Raw genomic sequence first — 18,750 nt, 5'->3', positions numbered from 1 at the left:
GGGCGCATGGCATTGTGGTCGGGTGAGCGACACCCGGCGACAGCGACTGGCGCGTGCCAGGCTCTACCTCTGCACGGACGGCAGGCGGGACCGCGGCGACCTGGAGAAATTCCTCGACGCGGTCCTCGCCGGCGGTGTGGACATCGTCCAGCTGCGGGAGAAGGGCCTGGAGGCCCGCGAGGAGCTGGAGCTCCTCGAGGTCTTCCGCGCGGCCTGCGACAGGCACGGCGCCCTGCTGGCCGTCAACGACCGGGCCGACGTGGCGTACGCGGCCCGCCCCGACGTCCTCCACCTCGGTCAGGACGACCTCCCGGTGTCCGTGGCCCGGGAGATCCTCGGCCCCGACGTGCTCATCGGCAGGTCGACGCATGCCGAGGCCGAGGCGACGACAGCCGCCGGGGAGCCGGGCGTCGACTACTTCTGCTGCGGCCCCGTCTGGCCGACGCCGACCAAGCCCGGGCGTCCCGCGCCCGGGACGCCCCTGCTGGAGCACGCCGCCCGCCTCGGCTCGGGACGGCCCTGGTTCGCCATCGGCGGCGTCGACCTCGGCACGCTCGACCAGGTCGTCGCGCACGGCGCCCGCCGCGTGGTGGTCGTGCGCGCCGTCACCGAGGCGCCGGACCCCGGCGCCGCCGCCGCCGAGCTCAAGGCCCGCCTCGCCGCCGTCCCGCTCTGACCCTCCTGCGGGTCAGGCGCCGCGCCCGACCCCTCCTGCGGGTCAGGTGCGGCGGGCGGTGGCGGCCACGGCCAGGGCGGCCAGGGCGGCGCGGGCCGTCTCCTCGATCGGGGCTTGGTCGAGGGCGGCCAGGGCCTCCTCGAGGTACCGCTTGATCATTCCTTCGCACGCCGCCAGCGCGCCCGTCTCCTCGATGACCGTCCGGAGCCGCTCGACCCCCTGCTCATCGAGGGCGGGGTCGCCCAGCAGGTCGCGTACGGCGGCGGCCTGGGCGGGCGACGCCTCGGCGAGCGTCCGGGCGATGAGCATGGTGCGCTTGCCCTCGCGCAGGTCGTCCCCGGCCGGCTTGCCGGTCTCGGCCGGGTCGCCGAACACCCCCAGGACGTCGTCGCGCAGCTGGAAGGCGATGCCCACCTGCTGGCCGTACTGGGCGCAGAGCCGGTCGATCCACGGGTCGCGGCTGCGGGCGGCGAGGACGAGCCCCAGCCGCAGCGGCTGCTCCACCGAGTACTTCCCGCTCTTGTACAGGGCGACCCGCAGGGCGCTGTCGAAGGTGTTCTCACCCCGCGCCTGCTCCAGCAGGTCGAGGTACTGGCCGCACATCAGCTCGGTCAGCATGTGGTCGTGCACGGGCTGGGCCGCCGCCAGGGCCCGCGGGTCGAGCCCGCTGCCGCGCCACATCTGGCCCGACCACACCAGCAGCAGGTTGCCCAGCAGGACCGCGGCTCCCTCGCCGAACTGCCCGGCCGACCCGTGCCAGCCGGCGTCGGCGTGCATCCGCTCGAACCGCCGGTGCGCCGAGGGCATCCCGCGCCGCACGTCGCTCGCGTCCATCACGTCGTCGTGGACCAGCGCGCTCGCCTGCAGCAGTTCGAGCGAGGCCGCCGCGGCGTACAGGCCCGGCTCCTCGCCGCCTCCCGCCGCGCGCCAGCCCCAGTAGCAGAAGGCGGGGCGCAGCCGTTTGCCGCCGGCCAGGAAGTCCGTCGCGGCCGACAGCAGCGCGGCCAGGTGGGGGTCGCCGAACATCGGGCGCTGCCGGTCCAGGAACTCCCGGAGCGAGCGGTCCACCTCCTGGCGGACGAGGTCGAGCGGGGCGACGGAAGTGGTCATGTCTTGAGCTTACGGGGCGGTGATCCCGCCGCCGATGGGGGAAGGGGCCCCAGCTTCGCGATCGCCATGTGGACCGCTTGACGTCCACATGTTGAGATCTCGGACTTCGGCGAAAAGGATCGGCCCTGTACCCTTGTGACCATGGCTCTCGGTCTGCCCTCACGCCGCCCCGATCGCGTCCCCACCGTTCGCGAGCTCCTGGCGGCGGGCGAGCGGTCGTTCTCCTTCGAGTTCTTCCCGCCCAAGACCGACGAGGGCGAGCGTCAGCTCTGGCGCGCCATCCGCGAGCTCGAGGCACTCCGCCCGACGTTCGTCTCCGTCACGTACGGCGCCGGCGGCTCCACCCGCGACCGCACCGTCCAGATCGTCGAGCGCCTCGCCCACGAGACGACGCTCACGCCGGTCGCCCACTTCACCGCGGTCGACCACTCGATCCGCGAGCTGCGCCACCTGGTCGGCAGGTTCGCCGACGCCGGCGTGCGCAACATCCTCGCGGTCCGCGGCGACCCCCGCGGGGGCGACCCCCTCGACGATTGGATCAAGCACCCCGAGGGCGTCCTGTACGCGGAGGAGCTGGTGCGGCTCATCCGGCAGGCCGGCGACTTCTGCGTGGGGGTCGCGGCCTTCCCCTACAAGCATCCGCGCTCGCCGTCCATCGAGTCGGACACCGAGTTCTTCGTGCAGAAGTGCCGGGCGGGCGCCGACTACGCGATCACCCAGATGTTCTTCCGCGCGGACGACTACCTGCGCCTGCGGGACCGGGTGGCGGCCAAGGGCTGCGACACCCCGATCATCCCGGGCGTCATGCCGGTCACCCAGATGAGCACGATCGCCCGGTCCGAGCAGCTGTCGGGGGCGCCGTTCCCGCCGGAGGTCGCGGCCCGCTTCGAGGCGGTCGCCGACGACCCCGTCGCCGTGCGGCGCCTGGGCATCGAGCACGCCGTGGACATGTGCCGCGCCCTCCTCGAGGAGGGCGCGCCCGGCATCCACTTCATCACGTTCAACCGGTCGAGCGCGACGCGCGAGGTGTTCCAGGCGCTGCAGCAGGCGCCGGCGCCCGCGGGCTCCTGAAAGGACCGCGGGCCTCTCGGCGGCGCGGGGATCGGGGGCTCACCGCTGCGGCGGCAGCGGCAGCGGGACGCCCGCGATGACGTAGTTCTCGTAGCCGCCGGGGAACACGAACCGCGTCAGGAGGTCGACGAACCCGATGTCCCCGTAGAGGTGGCGGGCCGCCGTCGGGGCGTCGTGGGTCGACAGCACGGCCGTCCGCTCCGGGCGGCCCTCGCAGATGGCGTGGATCAGGCTGCGCCCGATGCCCTTGCCCTGGTAGTCGGGCCGAACGTGGACCTCCGCGATCTCCAGGGCGTCGCCGAACCACCTCTGCGCTGCCCCCGGCCCCGCCTGGTCCTGCAGGGCGCGGCGGACCACGTCATGCCACCACTGCCCGGGCGCGCCGTGGAAGCCGTACGCGAACCCGACGATGTCGGGCGACTCCGCGAGCAGGCAGACGAAGTCGGGATGCGTCGCGTGGTTGCGCATTATCGCCAAACGACCGGTGAGCTGGTCCGTCGGCGGGCGCATGGCCTCGGTGTAGATGTCCAGCACCGTGTCGATGACGGTGATGAACGTGTCTGGCCCCACGCGTCGCAGCTGGATCACTCATCGGAGACTAGCAAAGCGTTCCGGAGGCGAGGCGGCCACCGGAGGTTCACTCCACCTCGGCCGGCGTACCGCCGGTGATCCGCACCAGTTCGTCGAAGCTGGTGGGGAAGACCGAGTGCGGATGTCCCGCGGCCGCCCACACGACCTCGTGCTTGCCGAGCCAGGCGTCCACCAATGTCCGGACCGGGGCGGGGTGGCCCACCGGGGCGACGCCGCCGATGGGCTGGCCGGTGTGCTCGCGCACGAACTCCGGGGTGGCGCGCCTGACCTTCGCGACGCCGACGAGCCGCGCCACCAGGGCCGTGTCCACCCGGTGGGCGCCGCTGGTCAGCACGAGCAGCGGGGCGCCGTCGGCGTCGAAGATCAGGCTGTTGGCGATCGCCCCGATCTCGCAGCCGAGCCGCGCGGCCGCCGTCGCCGCCGTCGGCGTGGCCTCGTCGAGCACGACGATCTCGCCCGTCACGCCCTGCGCGCGCAGGGCCGCCTCCACCCGGGCGATGTTGGGATGCAACTTTTCCGGCACGCGGACACTCTAAACGGATGGCGAGGACGAGGCCGGTCAATTGCCTTCTCCTCGGCCACGAGGGCCGTACGCTAAGGTCCTTTGATTCGCGCTTGGGAAGAATGAGGGGTTGGTCACGATGGGGGGTCGACGGCAGGCGGTCGCCGCGCTCGTGATGGCGGGGGCACTGGCCCTCGCCACGGCAGGGGTCCCGGAGGCCGCGCAGGCGAGCACGCAGGTCCGCACGGGCGCCGTCCCGGTGTCGTCCGCCGTATCGGCGGCCTACCCGCCGTTCACCGCGCCGTACAAGACGCTGAAGCTGGGCGCCAAGGGCTCGGCGGTGAAGGCGCTGCAGACCCGCCTGAAGCAGCTCGGGTACGTACCGGGCTCGATCGACGGCCGGTATGGCGGCGCCACGCTGACGGCCGTGTGGGCCTTCCAGAAGGTCCAGGGCATCACGCCGACGAGCACCGTGGCCAAGAGGACCTGGAAGGCGCTGGAGAACCCGAAGGCGCCCGCGGTCCTGGTCCCGCGCGGCAAGCCCGACCGCGTGGAGGTGAACCTGACCAAGCAGGTCATGGTCCTCTACCGGAACGGCGTGCCCCGCCTGATCAGCCACATCTCCAGCGGCAGCGGCATCCCGTACACCGAGTACGCGATGTGGAACGGCAAGCGGCAGCAGTTCAGCGGCAGCGCCCGCACGCCCACCGGCGACTTCAAGACCACTTGGCGGGTCAGCGGCTGGCACCGCTCCTACCTGGGCCAGCTCTACAACCCGATCTTCTTCAACGGCGGCATCGCCCTGCACGGCGCGCTGTCGGTGCCGCTCTACCCGGCGTCGCACGGCTGCGTCCGGCTGCCGATGCACGTGGCGGAGATCCTGCCCGGCCTGCTCGGGACCGGGGTCCCCGTCCACGTCCGCGGCCGGTTCGTCCGCTGACCCGTACGGCGCCGGGGGTGGCCTGAGGCCGCGCCGCGACCCCGGGATGGCGTAGAACGCCCGAGGGGCCCCTGGCCGGGAGTCGTCGTGAGACCCCCGCACGATTCGTCGTGCGGGGGTTTCGGCTGTTCCGGGACCGTTCTTGGGGCCGGTCCTCGAACCCTTGTTCGTTGACAGTCTTGACAGTGAGGCATGATCGAATCTATGTTCGATGCAGTGGGCGTGGGACTCGCGGCCTGCGCCCACCCCGTTGGAACCGTGCCCTCGTCGTCGGCGGAGACGAACGCGGCACGGCCCGCGGCGTGGGCCGGACGGGGAGAGGGGAAGCTCCTCGTCCGGCCGCCCACGGGAGCCTGAAGCATCGGGCGGTCCCTCGCCGGCACCACGGGATCGTCCGTCCGGCGGAATTGTCGGTGGGGTCTGCGACTGTGATGTCACCGGCGAGCCTCGCCGGATGCCACGACTCGAGGAGGCGGGCATGACGGAACAGAGCGGAGAGCAGCGGAACGGGCCACGGCTCTCGCAGACGGTCCTGGCGCATCTCGCGGACGCCAGGGCGTGCCTCGCGGACGCGTCGATGGGGCCGACCCCCGCCGACCGGTACGTGTCGGCCCATCTGGCGGCGCTTCGCGCGGCGGCCGGGATCCTCGCGGCCCGGCCGCGTCCGATGGACGGGCGCAGGCGCCGGCTGCGCAGCGCGTGGGAGTTGCTGCCCGAGGCCGAGCCGAAGCTGGCCGACTGGGCGGCCTACTTCGCGGTCAGCGCGACCAAGCGCGCGGCGGCCGAGGCCGGCATGGTGCGCGTCGTCACCCCCACCGACGCCGAGGAACTGATCGCCGAGGCCGACAAGTTCGTGGGCGAGGTCGAGTCCATCCTCGGCGTCCCCGGAAAGCCGACGCTTCCCATGGCCGGCTGAGGCCGCCCTCCCCCCGGACCAGCCCGCCCCACGGGAGGCGCGCCGGATCCCGCCCCGCGTCCCGCCGAGACCGGACGGACGCCGGCCGAACCGCCGATCTCGCCCGCCGGCCGGATCAGGCCGGGCATGGTCGACGCTCCGGCGACCCCGGTCATGAAATGGCCGTGGTCAGACCCCGTGCGCCCGCTCCCGCGCACCGGATCCTGCCACTCGCACCGCCCGCCGGCCGGCTCGCCGCGATCCAGGTCGTTCGCCGCCCGGGTCGCCCTGTGCCTGAGGCGCGTGCCATCCACGTCGCTCGCCGGCCGGGTCGATCGCCGTTCGGCGTCACCTGCGCGCCTCGCGGGCGTCGAGGCGGATGGTCCAGGGCTCGATCGTGTCGACGACCAGATGCGTCCCGCTCCAGGGGTCGCGTCCCAAGGTGGCGCGCACCTCGTCGGCCGACCCGGCCTCCACGGCGAGCACGACGCGGATCTCGTCGGCCAGCGGGCCGCCCAGGATCACGAAGCCGGCGTCGACGAGCCCGTCCATGTACGAGGCGTGCGCCGACCAGTCCGCCTGCTCCTCCATCGGCCGCGAGGAGTCCCACAGCGGGCCGGTACGGGTGAGCCCGACGAGGAAGATCGCCACAGCGGCACCTTACCGGACGCCCGCCGGGAAAGGTGTCCCGCCCGCCACCCGCCGGGGGTGGGGTGGGGGATCTCGTGAGGATCAGACGGGGTCGCGTTCGAGGGGGCAGCTCATGCAGCGGGGGCCGCCGCGGCCCCGCCCGAGCTCGCTCCCGCGGACGGTGACGACCTCGATCCCGTGCCGCCGCAGGTGGTTGTTGGTCGTCGTGTTGCGCTCGTAGGCGATCACGACGCCGGGCTCCAGCGCCAGCACGTTGCAGCCGTCGTCCCACTGCTCGCGCTCCGCCGCGTGCACGTCCTGGGTCGGGGTGAGGACCTTGATGTCGTCGAGGCCCAGAGCGCGGGCGATGGTCTTGTGCATGTCCTCCGGCGGGTGGTCGGTGACCTTCAGCTCCTTCTCGGTGTCGCCGGGCTCGATCGTGTACGACGGCAGCATGCCGAGACCGGCGTACTTGGTGAACACGCCGACGTCGACGTTGGTCATCACCGTGTCGAGGTGCATGAACGCCCGGGCCTTCGGCATGTCGAGCGCGACGATCCGGGTGGCGGAGCCGGCCCGGAACAGGTTCATCGCGAGCATCTCGACGGCCTGCGGCTGGGTGCGCTCGCTCATCCCGACCAGGACCGCGCCGCCCCCCAGGACGAGGACGTCGCCGCCCTCGATCGTGGCGGGGGCCATCTGCGTGCCCCGGTACCAGACGTTGAAGCCGCCGTCGGCGGGACGGTCGTACCCCGAGGCGAAAAGGGGGTGCCACCGGTACACGGCCTCGTAGTTGACGGTCTCGCGCCGCCGGGCCTTCTTGCGCATCGCGTTGATGGACACCCCGTCGTACACCCAGCAGGAGGTGTCGCGGGAGTACAGGTGGTTGGGCAGCGGGGGGAGGACGAAGTCGTCCAGGCCGAGCGTGTGCATGGTGACCGAGTCGGGGGCGCAGCCCAGCTCCATGATCTCGCGCTTGGTGACCCCGCCGGTCAGCAGCGGGGCGAGCTCCGCGCCGTCGAGAGAGTCGAGGGTGTTCCTGATCGCGTCGGCCGCCACCGGGCCGAACCAGTGCTCGTCGACGGTCCCGTCGAGGATGTGCTTCCTGGCCTCGGGGACGGCGATCGTCTCCTCCAGCAGGTCGCCCAGCAGATGGACCCGGACTCCGTGGGCGGCCAGGGTCTGCCGCCACTCCTGGTGCTCCTCGAGCGCGCGGTGCACCCACAGCACGTCGTCGAAGAGCAGGTCGTCCTTGTTGCTCGGGGTGAGCCGCTTGAGCGCCAGCTCGGGGACGTGAACCAGGACCTGGCGAAGCCGGCCCACCTCGGATCCCACGTAGAACGTCATCTCCTGCATATCCCCACATAGCAGGATTCAGTCGCGCATCTCACGTTCACCGCCGGCCGGGCCGGGCTCGCCGGCACGCGTGTGCGGGGGGCGAGCCCGGCCCGGGGCGGACACGGGCACGAGCCCGGAACGGACGCAGAACGGACGCGGGACGGGCCCGGAACGGAACGGACCGGGACGGACGCGGGCGAGAAAGGCGTGGCCGGATCAGAAGGACTCGACGGCGCGGCGGGCCTCCGCGTCGAGCACGCCCCAGCTGATGAACTCCTCGGTCAGCTCCACCGGCGACTTGTCGTAGATCACGGCCAGGGAACGCAGGTCCTCCTGGCGGATCGACAGCACCTTGCCGTTGTAGTCGCCGCGCTGGCTCTGGATGGTGGCCGCGTAGCGGGCCAGCGGGCCGGCCTTGTCCTTGGGCAGCTGGGACAGCCGCTCCAGGTCGATGACAAGCTTCGGGGCGGGGGCGAGCGGGCTGGGGGCGGCTCCGCCCGGGAGGAGCTCCGACACCGGCACCCCGTAGAAATCGGCCAGCTCGGCGAGCTTCTGCACGGTCACGGCGCGGTCGCCACGCTCGTAGGAGCCCACGACGACGGCCTTCCACCGGCCCCGCGACTTCTCTTCGACACCGTGCAGGGACAGCCCCTGCTGGGTCCGGATCGCGCGCAGGCGTGCGCCCAGCGACTTGGCGTAGTCAGACGGCATCGTGTGGCCCCCGGCTTTCTATGTCTCTTCTCACCTGATTGTGCGTCCTTGTCCTAAGTGTTCCGAACACCGGGGTTGGCGCCCCGACAGGCACCTTCGGTGACCACTGCGTCGGGTTTTACCCAGGAAGGTCGCGTGTTGTGGTTACGGACAGTGACGGTAAAGCCGTCACTCCCAAAGGTCAAGCTGATTGGAAAAAAGAGCGTCAAACAGTGCTCTCCCCGAAATCACCGACACCCCCTGGGATGCGGCTTCCCTACCCCTCGCGGGGGTCTCGCCCCGGCATCGCCGCTGGCGGGAGGGGGTGCCCGGCCCTGCTGATACGCTTGAGCGGCTGCACACCCTTTTAAGACCCGTCCCGTGAGGCGGGAAAGGTGGTGACTTTTCCATGTCTGATGCCCGAAATCAGGCCCGCGCGGTCCTGGAAGGCCCTGACATCCACCGGGCGCTGACCCGGATCGCACACGAGATCCTCGAGCGCACCAAGGGCGCGGAAAGCGTCGTCCTGCTCGGCATCCCCACCCGCGGCGCCACGCTCGCCCGCCGGCTCGCCGAGCGCATCGCGCAGTTCGAGGGGGTCAAGGTCCCCGTCGGCGCGATCGACATCACGATGTACCGCGACGACCTGCGCCTGCGTCCCGCCCGCCCGCTCGGCCGCACCGAGCTTCCCGCGGAGGGGGTCGACGGCCGCACCGTTGTGCTGGTCGACGACGTGCTCTTCTCCGGCCGGACGGTCCGCGCGGCGCTCGACGCGCTGAACGACGTGGGCCGTCCCCGCGCCGTCCAGCTCGCCACGCTGGTCGACCGGGGCCACCGCGAGCTGCCGATCCGCGCCGACTACGTCGGCAAGAACCTCCCGACCGCGAAGGCCGAGAAGGTCAAGGTCTACCTGCAGGAGACCGACGGGCGCGACGCCGTCCTGCTCATCAAGGAGGACGCCCGGTGAAGCGGCACCTGATCTCGGCCGGCGACCTGTCCCGCGACGACGCCCTGCTCATCCTGGACACCGCCGAGGAGCTGGCGAGGGTCTCGGAACGATCCATCAAGAAGCTCCCCACGCTGCGCGGACGCACGGTCGTCAACCTCTTCTTCGAGGACTCCACGCGCACCCGCATCTCGTTCGAGGCGGCGGCCAAGCGCCTGTCGGCGGACGTCATCAACTTCTCGGCCAAGGGGTCGAGCGTGTCCAAGGGCGAGTCGCTCAAGGACACCGCGCTCACGCTGGAGGCCATGGGCGCCGACGCCGTGGTGATCCGGCACGCCGCCTCGGGCGCGCCGCACCGCCTCGCCACCTGGGTGCGGGGGAGCGTCGTGAACGCCGGCGACGGCACCCACGAGCACCCCACCCAGGCGCTGCTCGACGCGTTCAGCATGCGCCGGCGCCTCGGCAGGCTGGAGGGACTGAAGGTCGCCATCGTCGGCGACGTGCTGCACAGCCGGGTCGCCCGGTCCAACGTCCTGCTGCTCGGCACGCTGGGCGCTGAGGTCACGCTGGTCGCGCCGCCGACCCTGCTGCCGGTCGCCGTCGAGACGTGGCCCTGCCAGGTGTCGTACGACCTCGACGCCGTGCTGCCGAAGTCGGACGTGGTGATGATGCTGCGCGTCCAGCTGGAGCGGATGAACGCGGCCTACTTCCCGTCGGCCCGCGAGTACAGCCGCCGGTACGGCCTCGACCGCGCCCGCTTCGGCCGGCTGCACGACGACGCCATCGTCATGCACCCCGGCCCGATGAACCGCGGCATGGAGATCTCCGCGGAGGTCGCCGACTCGCCGCGCTCCACCATCACCGAGCAGGTCGCCAACGGCGTGACGGTCCGGATGGCCGTCCTCTACCTGCTGCTCGGCGGCTCGGAGCCCGCGATCGGGACGAGCGCCGCCGACCCCGCCGTCCAGACCGTCCCCGGGGGAGAGCTGTGAGCACGACCATCCTCATCACCGGCGCCCGGATCCTCGGAGGCGGGCCGCGCGACATCCTCGTCCGCGACGGCGTCGTCGCCGAGGTCGGCGACCTGGCCGGCACGGCCGCCGGCCAGACGGTCGAGGCCGGCGGCCTGATCGCCCTGCCCGGCCTGGTCGACCTGCACACCCACCTGCGCGAGCCCGGCCGGGAGGACGCCGAGACCGTCGAGACCGGCACCCAGGCGGCGGCGCGGGGCGGCTACACGGCCGTCCACGCGATGGCCAACACCTCCCCGGTGGCCGACACCGCCGGCGTGGTGGAACAGGTCTGGCGGCTCGGCCAGGAATACGGCCACTGCGACGTGCAGCCGGTCGGCGCGGTGACGTCCGGGCTGGAGGGCAGGCAGCTCGCCGAGCTCGGGGCGATGGCCGACTCCGCGGCCCGGGTGCGGGTCTTCTCCGACGACGGCAGGTGCGTGTCCGACGCGGTGCTGATGCGCCGGGCGCTGGAGTACGTCAAGGCGTTCGACGGCGTGGTGGCCCAGCACGCCCAGGAGCCCCGGCTGACCGAGGGCGCCCAGCTCAACGAGGGCGAGGTGTCGGCGCGGCTCGGCCTCACGGGCTGGCCGGCGGTGGCCGAGGAGGCGATCATCGCCCGCGACTGCCTGCTCGCGGCGCATGTCGGCTCCCGGCTGCACGTGTGCCACGTCTCGACCGCGGGCTCGGTGGAGATCATCCGCTGGGCCAAGTCGAAGGGCTGGGACGTGACCGCCGAGGTCACCCCGCACCACCTGCTGCTGACCGACTCCTGCGCGGAGCGCTCGCCGCTCGGGCCGTACAACCCGATCTACAAGGTCAACCCGCCGCTGCGGACCGCGGAGGACGTGCGCGCGCTGCGCGAGGCCCTCGCGGACGGCACGATCGACTGCGTGGCCACCGACCACGCCCCCCACCCGGTCGAGGACAAGGAGACCGAGTGGGCGGCCGCGGCGATGGGCATGATCGGGCTGGAGACGGCGCTGTCCGTGGTCCAGGAGGCCATGGTCGACACCGGGCTGCTCGACTGGGCCGGCGTCGCCGACCGGATGTCCGCCAGGCCCGCGACGATCGGGCGCCTCCCCGGGCACGGCCGCCCGATCGAGCCCGGCGCCCCGGCCAACATCACCCTGTACGACCCGTCCGTCCGGCTCCCGGTGGACCCCTCCTCGATGGCGTCGCGCAGCCGCAACACGCCGTACGAGGGGATGGCCCTGCCCGGCCGGGTCGTGGCCACGTTCCTGCGCGGCCGCCCCACCGTTCTGGAAGGGAAGCTCGTATGACAGCCCTGCTCGTGCTCGAGGACGGCCGCGTCTTCGAGGGGACGCCGTACGGCGCCGTGGGCGAGACGCTCGGCGAGATGGTCTTCAACACCGGCATGACCGGCTACCAGGAGACCCTCACCGACCCCTCGTACCACCGCCAGATCGTCGCGATGACGGCGCCGCACATCGGCAACACCGGCGTCAACGAGGAGGACCCGGAGTCGCGGCGCGTGTGGGTCGCCGGCTACGTGGTGCGCGAGCCCGCGCGCGTCCCCTCCAACTGGCGGTCCACCCGCACGCTTGACGACTACCTGCGCGACCAGGGCGTCGTCGGCATCGCGATGCCCGGCACCCGCGCGCTCACCCGCCATCTGCGCGAGCGCGGCGCCATGCGGGCCGGGATCTTCTCGGGCGACGCCGCGGGCCCGGTGGAGGACCTGGTCGAGCGGGTGCGCCGCTCGCCCGGGATGGAGGGCGCCGACCTCGCGCGCGAGGTGAGCACGGCCGAGCCGTACGTCGTGCCGGCCGTGGGCCGCAGGCGCTTCACGGTGGCGGCGGTCGACCTCGGCATCAAGGCCATGACGCCGCAGCGGATGGCCGAGCGCGGCTGCGAGGTGCACGTCCTGCCGGCCGGCGCGACCGCGGCGGACATCCTCGCCGTCGAGCCGGACGGCGTGTTCTTCTCGAACGGCCCGGGCGACCCGGCGACGGCCGACTACGCGGTCGAGGCCCTGCGCGGGGTGCTCGCCGAGGGCCGCCCGTTCTTCGGCATCTGCTTCGGCAACCAGATCCTCGGGCGGGCGCTCGGCCTCGGCACGTACAAGCTGCGGTACGGCCACCGCGGGGTCAACCAGCCGGTCCAGGACCGCAGGACCGGCAAGGTCGAGATCTCCGCGCACAACCACGGCTTCGCCGTCGCGGCGCCGCTCGACGGCCCGTTCGAGACGCCGTACGGCCGGGCCGAGGTCAGCCACGTCAACCTCAACGACGACTGCGTCGAGGGGCTGCGGCTGCTGGACCGGCCGGCGTTCAGCGTCCAGTACCACCCGGAGGCCGCGGCCGGCCCGCACGACGCGGCGTACCTGTTCGACGAGTTCTGCGAGCTGATGGAGACAAAGGGGGGGAAGGGTGCCTAAGCGTACGGACATCAGGTCCGTCATGGTGATCGGCTCCGGCCCGATCGTGATCGGGCAGGCGTGCGAGTTCGACTACTCCGGCACCCAGGCCTGCCGCGTCCTGCGCAGCGAGGGCTTCCGGGTGATCCTGGTCAACAGCAACCCGGCGACGATCATGACGGACCCGGAGTTCGCCGACGCCACGTACGTCGAGCCCATCACCCCGGACATCGTCGAGAAGATCATCGCGAGGGAGCGGCCCGACGCGCTGCTGCCCACACTCGGCGGCCAGACGGCCCTCAACACTGCGGTCGCGCTGCACGAGGCCGGCGTGCTCGACCGGTACGGCGTGGAGCTGATCGGCGCGAACATCGACGCCATCCAGGCGGGCGAGAACCGCGAGCGGTTCAAGGAGATCGTGACCAAGGTCGCCGCGGAGCGCGGCCTGAACGCCGAGTCGGCCCGCAGCGTGATCTGCCACACGATGGACGAGTGCCTGCGCGCGGCCGGCGAGCTGGGCTACCCGCTCGTCGTCCGGCCGAGCTTCACGATGGGCGGCGCCGGCTCCGGCTTCGCCCACGACGAGGAGGGCCTGCGGCGCATCGCCGGCGCGGGGCTCGACGCGTCGCCCACGACCGAGGTGCTCCTGGAGGAGTCGATCCTCGGCTGGAAGGAGTACGAGCTCGAGGTCATGCGGGACCGGGCGGACAACGTCGTGATCGTCTGCTCGATCGAGAACATCGACCCGATGGGCGTCCACACGGGCGACAGCGTGACCGTGGCCCCCGCGCTGACCCTGACCGACCGCGAGTACCAGAACATGCGGGACGTCGCGATCGCGGTGATCCGCGAGGTGGGCGTGGACACCGGCGGCTGCAACATCCAGTTCGCCGTCGACCCGGCGACCGGCCGGATGGTCGTCATCGAGATGAACCCGCGGGTGTCCCGGTCCTCGGCCCTGGCGTCGAAGGCCACCGGCTTCCCGATCGCCAAGATCGCGGCCAAGCTCGCCATCGGGTACACGCTCGACGAGATCCCCAACGACATCACGAAGGAGACCCCGGCGTCGTTCGAGCCGTCGCTCGACTACATCGTGGTCAAGGTGCCGCGGTTCGCCTTCGAGAAGTTCGCCGGGGCCGACCGCACGCTGACGACGCACATGAAGTCGGTCGGCGAGGCCATGGCCATCGGCCGGTCGTTCCCCGAGGCTCTCCAGAAGGCCCTCAGATCCATGGAGAAGAAGGAATCCTCCTTCACCTGGGCGGGGGAGCCGGGAGACCTCTCCGAGCTGCTCAGGGCCTGCCGCACCCCGCACGACGGCCGGCTGCGCACGATGCAGCAGGCGATCCGGGCCGGGGCGACGCCGGAGCAGCTCCACGAGGCCACCTCGATCGACCCGTGGTTCGTCGACCAGCTGTTCGCGATCGACGAGGCCGCCCGCTCGATCACGGCGCTCGACGGGCCGAGCCTCGCCGCGGCCAAGCGGTACGGGTTCAGCGACGTCCAGATCGCCGAGATCCTCGGCGTCGGCGAGGGCCGGGTCCGCGAGGCGCGGCACAACCTCGGCGTGCGGCCGGTCTACAACACCGTGGACACCTGCGCCGCCGAGTTCGCCGCCCGCACGCCGTACCTTTACTCGACCTACGACGAGGAGACCGAGGTGCCGCCGGGCGACCGGCCCAAGGTGATCATCCTCGGCAGCGGGCCCAACCGGATCGGCCAGGGCATCGAGTTCGACTACGCCTGCGTGCACGCGTCGTTCGAGCTCGCGCGCGCCGGTTACGAGACCGTCATGGTCAACTGCAACCCGGAGACCGTCTCGACCGACTACGACACCTCCGACCGGCTCTACTTCGAGCCGCTCACGCTGGAGGACGTCCTTGAGGTCGTCCACGCCGAGCAGCAGGCCGGCCCGGTGGTGGGGGTGATCGTGCAACTCGGCGGCCAGACGCCGCTCGGCCTCGCCCAGGCCCTCAAGGACGCCGGGGTGCCCGTGGTCGGCACCTCGCCCGAGTCGATCCACCTCGCCGAGGAGCGCGGCGCGTTCGGCCGGGTCCTCGCCGAGGCCGGGCTGCCCGCGCCCAAGCACGGCACCGCCCGCACCGTCGCCGAGGCGCGCGCGGTGGCCGCGGAGATCGGCTTCCCGGTGCTCGTCCGGCCGTCGTACGTCCTCGGCGGCGCCGGCATGGCCATCGTGTACGACGAGGACACCCTCGACACGTACATGGCCAGGGCGGCGTCCGAGCACCCGGTGCTGGTCGACCGGTTCCTCGACGACGCCATCGAGATCGACGTGGACGCCCTGTTCGACGGGGAGGAGCTCTACCTCGGCGGCGTCATGGAGCACATCGAGGAGGCCGGCATCCACTCCGGCGACTCGGCGTGCGCGCTGCCGCCGATCACGCTGGGCGGCTTCGACATCAAGCGGATCCGCGCGGCCACCGAGGCCATCGCCCGGGGCGTCGGCGTGCGCGGCCTGCTCAACGTCCAGTACGCCCTGGCCGCCGGGGTCCTCTACGTCCTGGAGGCCAACCCCAGGGCCAGCCGCACCGTGCCGTTCGTGTCCAAGGCGACGGCGGTGCCGCTCGCCAAGGCCGCGGCCCGCCTCATGCTCGGCGCGACGATCGCCGAGCTGCGGGCCGAGGGCATGCTGCCGGCGGACTACGACGGCGGCACGCTCCCGCTGGACGCGCCCCTCGCGGTCAAGGAGGCCGTGCTGCCGTTCAACCGGTTCCGGGGGGTGGACACCGTCCTCGGGCCGGAGATGCGCTCCACCGGCGAGGTGATGGGCATCGACGAGTTCTTCGGGACCGCCTACGCCAAGTCGCAGGCCGCGGCGTACGGCCCGCTGCCGACCAAGGGCCGGGCGTTCGTGTCGATCGCGAACAAGGACAAGCGGGCGGCCGTCTTCCCGGTCAAGGCGCTGGCCGACCTCGGGTTCGAGATCCTCGCGACCGAGGGCACGGCGGAGGTGCTGCGCCGCAACGGCGTCCATGCCAAGATCGTGCGCAAGCACAGCGACGGCGCCGGTCCCGACGGGGAGCCGACGATCGTGCGGCGCATCCTCGACGGCGAGGTGGACCTCATCGTGAACACGCCGTTCGGCAGCCCCGGGCAGTCGGGCCCGCGCCTCGACGGGTACGAGATCCGCACCGCCGCCGTCCTGCGGGGCATCGCCTGCATCACCACCGTCCAGGGGCTCGCGGCCGCCGTCCAGGGCATCCAGCACATCGTCCGGGGCGATATTGGCGTACGTTCGCTCCAGGAACACGCCCGGATGCTGCGAAGCTGAGCGTCGGCGGGCGCGCCGACGGCGCGCCCGCCGGCCGGGGCGCCATCGAGCAAGGAGGAAGGGAGTGGCCGGGAGTCCGGTTCAGGTGACGGGAACGGTGCTGACGACGCGCCGCGTGGACGCCTACCACGCGCTCACCGTCGTCGCGCCGGCCATCGCCGACCGGTCCAGGCCCGGCCACTTCGTCACGGTCGCCGTCGGGGGGCCGACCACCTCGATGCTCGCCCGGCGGGCCTTCGCCGTGCACGACGTCAAGCCCGACTACGGTGGCACGGTGGAGCTGGTCTTCGGCGTGCGCGGCAGGGGCACGGCCTGGCTGGCCGACCTGCGCGCGCGGGACACGCTCGACCTGGTGGGCCCGCTCGGCCGGCCGTTCCCGCTGCCGCGCGACCCCTGCACCTGCGTGCTCGTCGGCGGGGAGTACGGCTCCGCGTCGCTGTTCGCGCTGGCGGACGCCCTGCAGCAGCGGGGCTGCCGGATCGACTTCGTGCTGGGCGCGCCGAGCGCCGACCGCGTGTTCGGGGCGCTGCGCGCCCGCCGGATGGGCGAGACCACGACGCTCACCACCGAGGACGGCTCGCTGGGCATGCGCGGCACGGTGACCGACGTGCTGCCCGGGGTGATCGCCGACGCGCGGGCCGACGTGGTCTACGCGTGCGGGCCGATGCCGATGCTGCGCGGCGTCACCGCCGTGGCCGCGGAGTTCGGCATCCCGGTGCAGGTCGCGGTCGAGGAGGCCATGGCCTGCGGAATCGGCGTCTGCATGACGTGCGTGGTCCCCGTGATCGGCGACGACGGCGTGACCCGGATGGTCCGGGCCTGCGTGGAGGGCCCGGTCTTCCGTGGGGAGCGGGTCCGCTTCGACGACGTCGGGACGATCCCGTTCGACGCCTTCGGGGCGCCGGGGGGACGGCATGCCTGACCCTGAGCGGGGTGAGCGGCGATAGCGGCCGACCTCCGGACCTACCTGGCACACGTGGAGCTGCCCAACCCCGTGCTGACCGCGAGCGGCTGCGGGGGGACCGGGCGGGAGCTCGCGCAGTTCGCCGACGTGGCGCGGCTCGGCGCGTTCACCACGCGGTCCGTCACGATGGCGCCGCGGGCCGGCCGGCCCACGCCGAGGATGGCCGAGACGCCCTCCGGCCTGCTGAACGCCGTGGGGCTCCAGGGCCCCGGGGTCGAGGCGTTCCTGGAGCGGGAGCTGCCCTGGCTGGCCGAGCGCGGCGCGCGGACCGTCGTGTCGATCGGCGGCGGCACGGTCGCGGAGTACACCGCGCTGGCCCGCCGCCTGGCCGCCGAGACCGGCATCACGGCCGTCGAGGTCAACCTGTCCTGCCCTAACGTCGAGGACCGGGGCCGGGTGTTCGCCCGGGACGGGTCGGCCGCTGCCGAGGTGGTCGCGTCCGTGCGCGCCGCCACCCGGTACGACGTGCCGGTGATCGCCAAGCTGTCCCCGGACGTGGCCGACGTCGTGGCGGTCGCCCGGGCGTGCGTGGACGGCGGCGCCGACGCCCTCGCCATGATCAACACCCCCGTGGGGATGAGCATCGACGTGGACACGATGCGCCCCGCACTCGCCGCCGGCACCGGCGGCCTGTCGGGGCCCGCCGTGCGGCCCCTGGCGGTCCGCTGCGTGTGGCAGGTGCACGCGGCCCTCCCCGGCGTCCCCCTCGTCGGCATGGGCGGCGTGACGTCCGGCAGGGACGCGCTGGAGCTCGTCCTCGCGGGCGCCTGCGCCGTCGCCGTGGGCACCGCCCTGTTCCACGACCCGTACGCGTGCCAGCGCGTCCTGAGGGAGCTCGAGGAGCTCCTGCAGGAGCGCGGCTTCGACCGGCTCGCCGACGCCGTGGGACTGGCTCACAGGCCCGCGGGGGCGCAGCCGCGCACCAGAACCGATCTCGAGGAGAGTTCCCTGTGACCACGCCCGCTCCCATCGCCGTCGCCCTGGACGCGCCCGACCTGGAGACCGCGGCCCGCTGGGCCGGCCTGGTGACGCCCCACGTCTCCACGGTCAAGGTGGGGCTGGAGCTCTACCTCCGGTACGGACCGGACGTGATCGCGTCGGTGCGCGGCGCCAGCGGCGTGAACGTGTTCCTCGACCTGAAGCTCCACGACATCCCGAACACCGTGTCCGCCGCCGCCCGCGCGGTGGCGCGGCTCAAGCCGACGATCCTGACCGTGCACGCGGCGGGCGGTCCCGCGATGATCCGGGCGGCCGTCGACGCGGCCCCGAACGCGAAAATCGCGGCCGTGACGCTCCTGACGTCGCTGTCGGAGGCCGATCTCGCCGGGATCGGCATCCAGGGACCCCCGGCCGACGCGGTGCGCCGTATGGCCGCCGTGGCCGTGGGGGCGGGCGCGCAGGCGCTGGTGTGCTCGCCCCGCGAGGTGGCCGCCGTGCGGGCGGAGGTGGGCCCCGGCGTGACGCTCATCACCCCGGGCGTGCGGCCGGTCGGCGCCGACTCCCAGGACCAGGCAAGGGTAGCGACTCCGGAGGAGGCGATCGCGCACGGGGCCGATCTTCTCGTGATCGGCCGGCCGATCACCGGCTCCCCCGATCCCGGCGCCGCCGCGGCCGGGATCGCCGCGGCCCTGCGGCGCGTGAGCCCCTGACCCGCCGGGGACGCGCTCTCGGCCGGTTACCAAGCGTCATGTGGTCGAGCCGCTGATGAGGCCGTT

Annotated in this window: 18 protein-coding genes; 12 read left to right on the top strand and 6 right to left on the bottom strand. The window is 72.8% G+C overall.

The window, feature by feature from the left end:
• Nucleotides 1-22: 22 nt before the first annotated feature.
• Nucleotides 23-676, top strand: a complete 654-nt coding sequence (thiE, locus tag Mco01_RS01310) for a thiamine phosphate synthase (protein WP_204055043.1) — start codon at nucleotides 23-25, stop codon at nucleotides 674-676.
• A 42-nt stretch (nucleotides 677-718) separates the two neighbouring features.
• Here thiE and Mco01_RS01305 read toward each other — a convergent pair whose 3' ends face one another.
• Nucleotides 719-1,786: a polyprenyl synthetase family protein gene (locus tag Mco01_RS01305; RefSeq protein WP_204055042.1), complete on the bottom strand. Its 1,068-nt coding sequence runs from the start codon at nucleotides 1,784-1,786 to the stop codon at nucleotides 719-721.
• A 141-nt stretch (nucleotides 1,787-1,927) separates the two neighbouring features.
• Between Mco01_RS01305 and metF the strand changes: the two genes are divergently transcribed.
• Nucleotides 1,928-2,857 (top strand): methylenetetrahydrofolate reductase [NAD(P)H], encoded by a 930-nt coding sequence (gene metF, locus Mco01_RS01300; protein WP_204055041.1) that lies wholly within the window; start codon nucleotides 1,928-1,930, stop codon nucleotides 2,855-2,857.
• Between the two features lie 39 nt (nucleotides 2,858-2,896).
• On the opposite strand, the gene Mco01_RS01295 is transcribed toward metF, so the two are convergent.
• Entirely contained in the window at nucleotides 2,897-3,445 is a 549-nt protein-coding gene (locus Mco01_RS01295) for a GNAT family N-acetyltransferase (protein ID WP_204055040.1), read from the bottom strand.
• Nucleotides 3,446-3,494: 49 nt separating this feature from the next.
• Complete coding sequence (locus tag Mco01_RS01290; RefSeq protein WP_036321564.1) at nucleotides 3,495-3,971, bottom strand: YbaK/EbsC family protein; 477 nt, start codon at nucleotides 3,969-3,971, stop codon at nucleotides 3,495-3,497.
• A gap of 118 nt (nucleotides 3,972-4,089) precedes the next feature.
• On the opposite strand from Mco01_RS01290, the gene Mco01_RS01285 reads away from it, so the two are divergent.
• Complete coding sequence (locus Mco01_RS01285; RefSeq protein ID WP_204055039.1) at nucleotides 4,090-4,890, top strand: L,D-transpeptidase family protein; 801 nt, start codon at nucleotides 4,090-4,092, stop codon at nucleotides 4,888-4,890.
• 478 nt (nucleotides 4,891-5,368) lie between these two features.
• Complete coding sequence (locus Mco01_RS01280) at nucleotides 5,369-5,806, top strand: SAV_6107 family HEPN domain-containing protein (protein ID WP_204055038.1); 438 nt, start codon at nucleotides 5,369-5,371, stop codon at nucleotides 5,804-5,806.
• 327 nt (nucleotides 5,807-6,133) lie between these two features.
• On the opposite strand, the gene Mco01_RS01275 is transcribed toward Mco01_RS01280, so the two are convergent.
• The 3 genes from Mco01_RS01275 to bldD form a co-directional block, all read right to left on the bottom strand.
• A complete protein-coding gene (locus tag Mco01_RS01275; protein WP_204055037.1) occupies nucleotides 6,134-6,436 on the bottom strand; it encodes a YciI family protein in 303 nt (100 codons plus the stop codon).
• Between the two features lie 81 nt (nucleotides 6,437-6,517).
• Nucleotides 6,518-7,762 carry an arginine deiminase gene (locus Mco01_RS01270; protein WP_204055036.1) on the bottom strand — a complete coding sequence of 415 codons (1,245 nt, stop codon included), beginning with the start codon at nucleotides 7,760-7,762 and terminating at the stop codon, nucleotides 6,518-6,520.
• A gap of 207 nt (nucleotides 7,763-7,969) precedes the next feature.
• On the bottom strand, nucleotides 7,970-8,464 hold the full coding sequence (gene bldD / locus Mco01_RS01265; protein WP_036321552.1) for a transcriptional regulator BldD: 495 nt from the start codon (nucleotides 8,462-8,464) through the stop codon (nucleotides 7,970-7,972).
• Nucleotides 8,465-8,852: 388 nt separating this feature from the next.
• Between bldD and pyrR the strand changes: the two genes are divergently transcribed.
• The 8 genes from pyrR to pyrF all read left to right on the top strand — a co-directional run bounded on the left by pyrR (nucleotide 8,853) and on the right by pyrF (nucleotide 18,684).
• A complete protein-coding gene (gene pyrR, locus Mco01_RS01260; protein WP_204055035.1) occupies nucleotides 8,853-9,410 on the top strand; it encodes a bifunctional pyr operon transcriptional regulator/uracil phosphoribosyltransferase PyrR in 558 nt (185 codons plus the stop codon).
• A complete protein-coding gene (locus Mco01_RS01255; RefSeq protein ID WP_204055034.1) occupies nucleotides 9,407-10,381 on the top strand; it encodes an aspartate carbamoyltransferase catalytic subunit in 975 nt (324 codons plus the stop codon). The genes pyrR and Mco01_RS01255 overlap by 4 nt, the downstream gene beginning before the upstream one ends.
• Complete coding sequence (locus Mco01_RS01250; protein ID WP_204055033.1) at nucleotides 10,378-11,682, top strand: dihydroorotase; 1,305 nt, start codon at nucleotides 10,378-10,380, stop codon at nucleotides 11,680-11,682. Before Mco01_RS01255 ends, Mco01_RS01250 begins: the two co-directional genes overlap by 4 nt.
• The gene (gene carA / locus Mco01_RS01245; protein WP_036321543.1) at nucleotides 11,679-12,800 is read left to right on the top strand and encodes a glutamine-hydrolyzing carbamoyl-phosphate synthase small subunit; all 1,122 of its coding nucleotides are present in this window, start codon (nucleotides 11,679-11,681) and stop codon (nucleotides 12,798-12,800) included. Before Mco01_RS01250 ends, carA begins: the two co-directional genes overlap by 4 nt.
• Nucleotides 12,793-16,071, top strand: coding sequence for a carbamoyl-phosphate synthase large subunit (gene carB, locus Mco01_RS01240; RefSeq protein WP_204055032.1), 3,279 nt, complete (start codon nucleotides 12,793-12,795; stop codon nucleotides 16,069-16,071). The genes carA and carB overlap by 8 nt, the downstream gene beginning before the upstream one ends.
• Before the next feature lie 64 nt (nucleotides 16,072-16,135).
• On the top strand, nucleotides 16,136-16,993 hold the full coding sequence (locus Mco01_RS01235) for a dihydroorotate dehydrogenase electron transfer subunit (RefSeq protein WP_239103250.1): 858 nt from the start codon (nucleotides 16,136-16,138) through the stop codon (nucleotides 16,991-16,993).
• A gap of 21 nt (nucleotides 16,994-17,014) precedes the next feature.
• Entirely contained in the window at nucleotides 17,015-17,989 is a 975-nt protein-coding gene (locus tag Mco01_RS01230; protein ID WP_204055208.1) for a dihydroorotate dehydrogenase, read from the top strand.
• The gene (gene pyrF, locus Mco01_RS01225) at nucleotides 17,986-18,684 is read left to right on the top strand and encodes an orotidine-5'-phosphate decarboxylase (protein ID WP_204055031.1); all 699 of its coding nucleotides are present in this window, start codon (nucleotides 17,986-17,988) and stop codon (nucleotides 18,682-18,684) included. Before Mco01_RS01230 ends, pyrF begins: the two co-directional genes overlap by 4 nt.
• Nucleotides 18,685-18,750 lie beyond the last annotated feature (66 nt).

Source organism: Microbispora corallina (genome assembly GCF_016863035.1).
Classification (GTDB): domain Bacteria; phylum Actinomycetota; class Actinomycetes; order Streptosporangiales; family Streptosporangiaceae; genus Microbispora; species Microbispora corallina.
The sequence above is the reverse complement of the archived record's forward strand: the minus strand, read 5'-3'. Positions and strand labels throughout refer to the sequence as shown.

Coding starts and splice junctions, on each gene's coding strand:
- Mco01_RS01280 (WP_204055038.1), top strand. CDS start 5,369: ATGACGGAACAGAGCGGAGAGCAGCGGAACGGGCCACGGCTCTCGCAG.
- Mco01_RS01270 (WP_204055036.1), bottom strand. CDS start 7,762: ATGACGTTCTACGTGGGATCCGAGGTGGGCCGGCTTCGCCAGGTCCTG.
- pyrR (WP_204055035.1), top strand. CDS start 8,853: ATGTCTGATGCCCGAAATCAGGCCCGCGCGGTCCTGGAAGGCCCTGAC.
- metF (WP_204055041.1), top strand. CDS start 1,928: ATGGCTCTCGGTCTGCCCTCACGCCGCCCCGATCGCGTCCCCACCGTT.
- carA (WP_036321543.1), top strand. CDS start 11,679: ATGACAGCCCTGCTCGTGCTCGAGGACGGCCGCGTCTTCGAGGGGACG.
- Mco01_RS01285 (WP_204055039.1), top strand. CDS start 4,090: ATGGGGGGTCGACGGCAGGCGGTCGCCGCGCTCGTGATGGCGGGGGCA.
- Mco01_RS01305 (WP_204055042.1), bottom strand. CDS start 1,786: ATGACCACTTCCGTCGCCCCGCTCGACCTCGTCCGCCAGGAGGTGGAC.
- bldD (WP_036321552.1), bottom strand. CDS start 8,464: ATGCCGTCTGACTACGCCAAGTCGCTGGGCGCACGCCTGCGCGCGATC.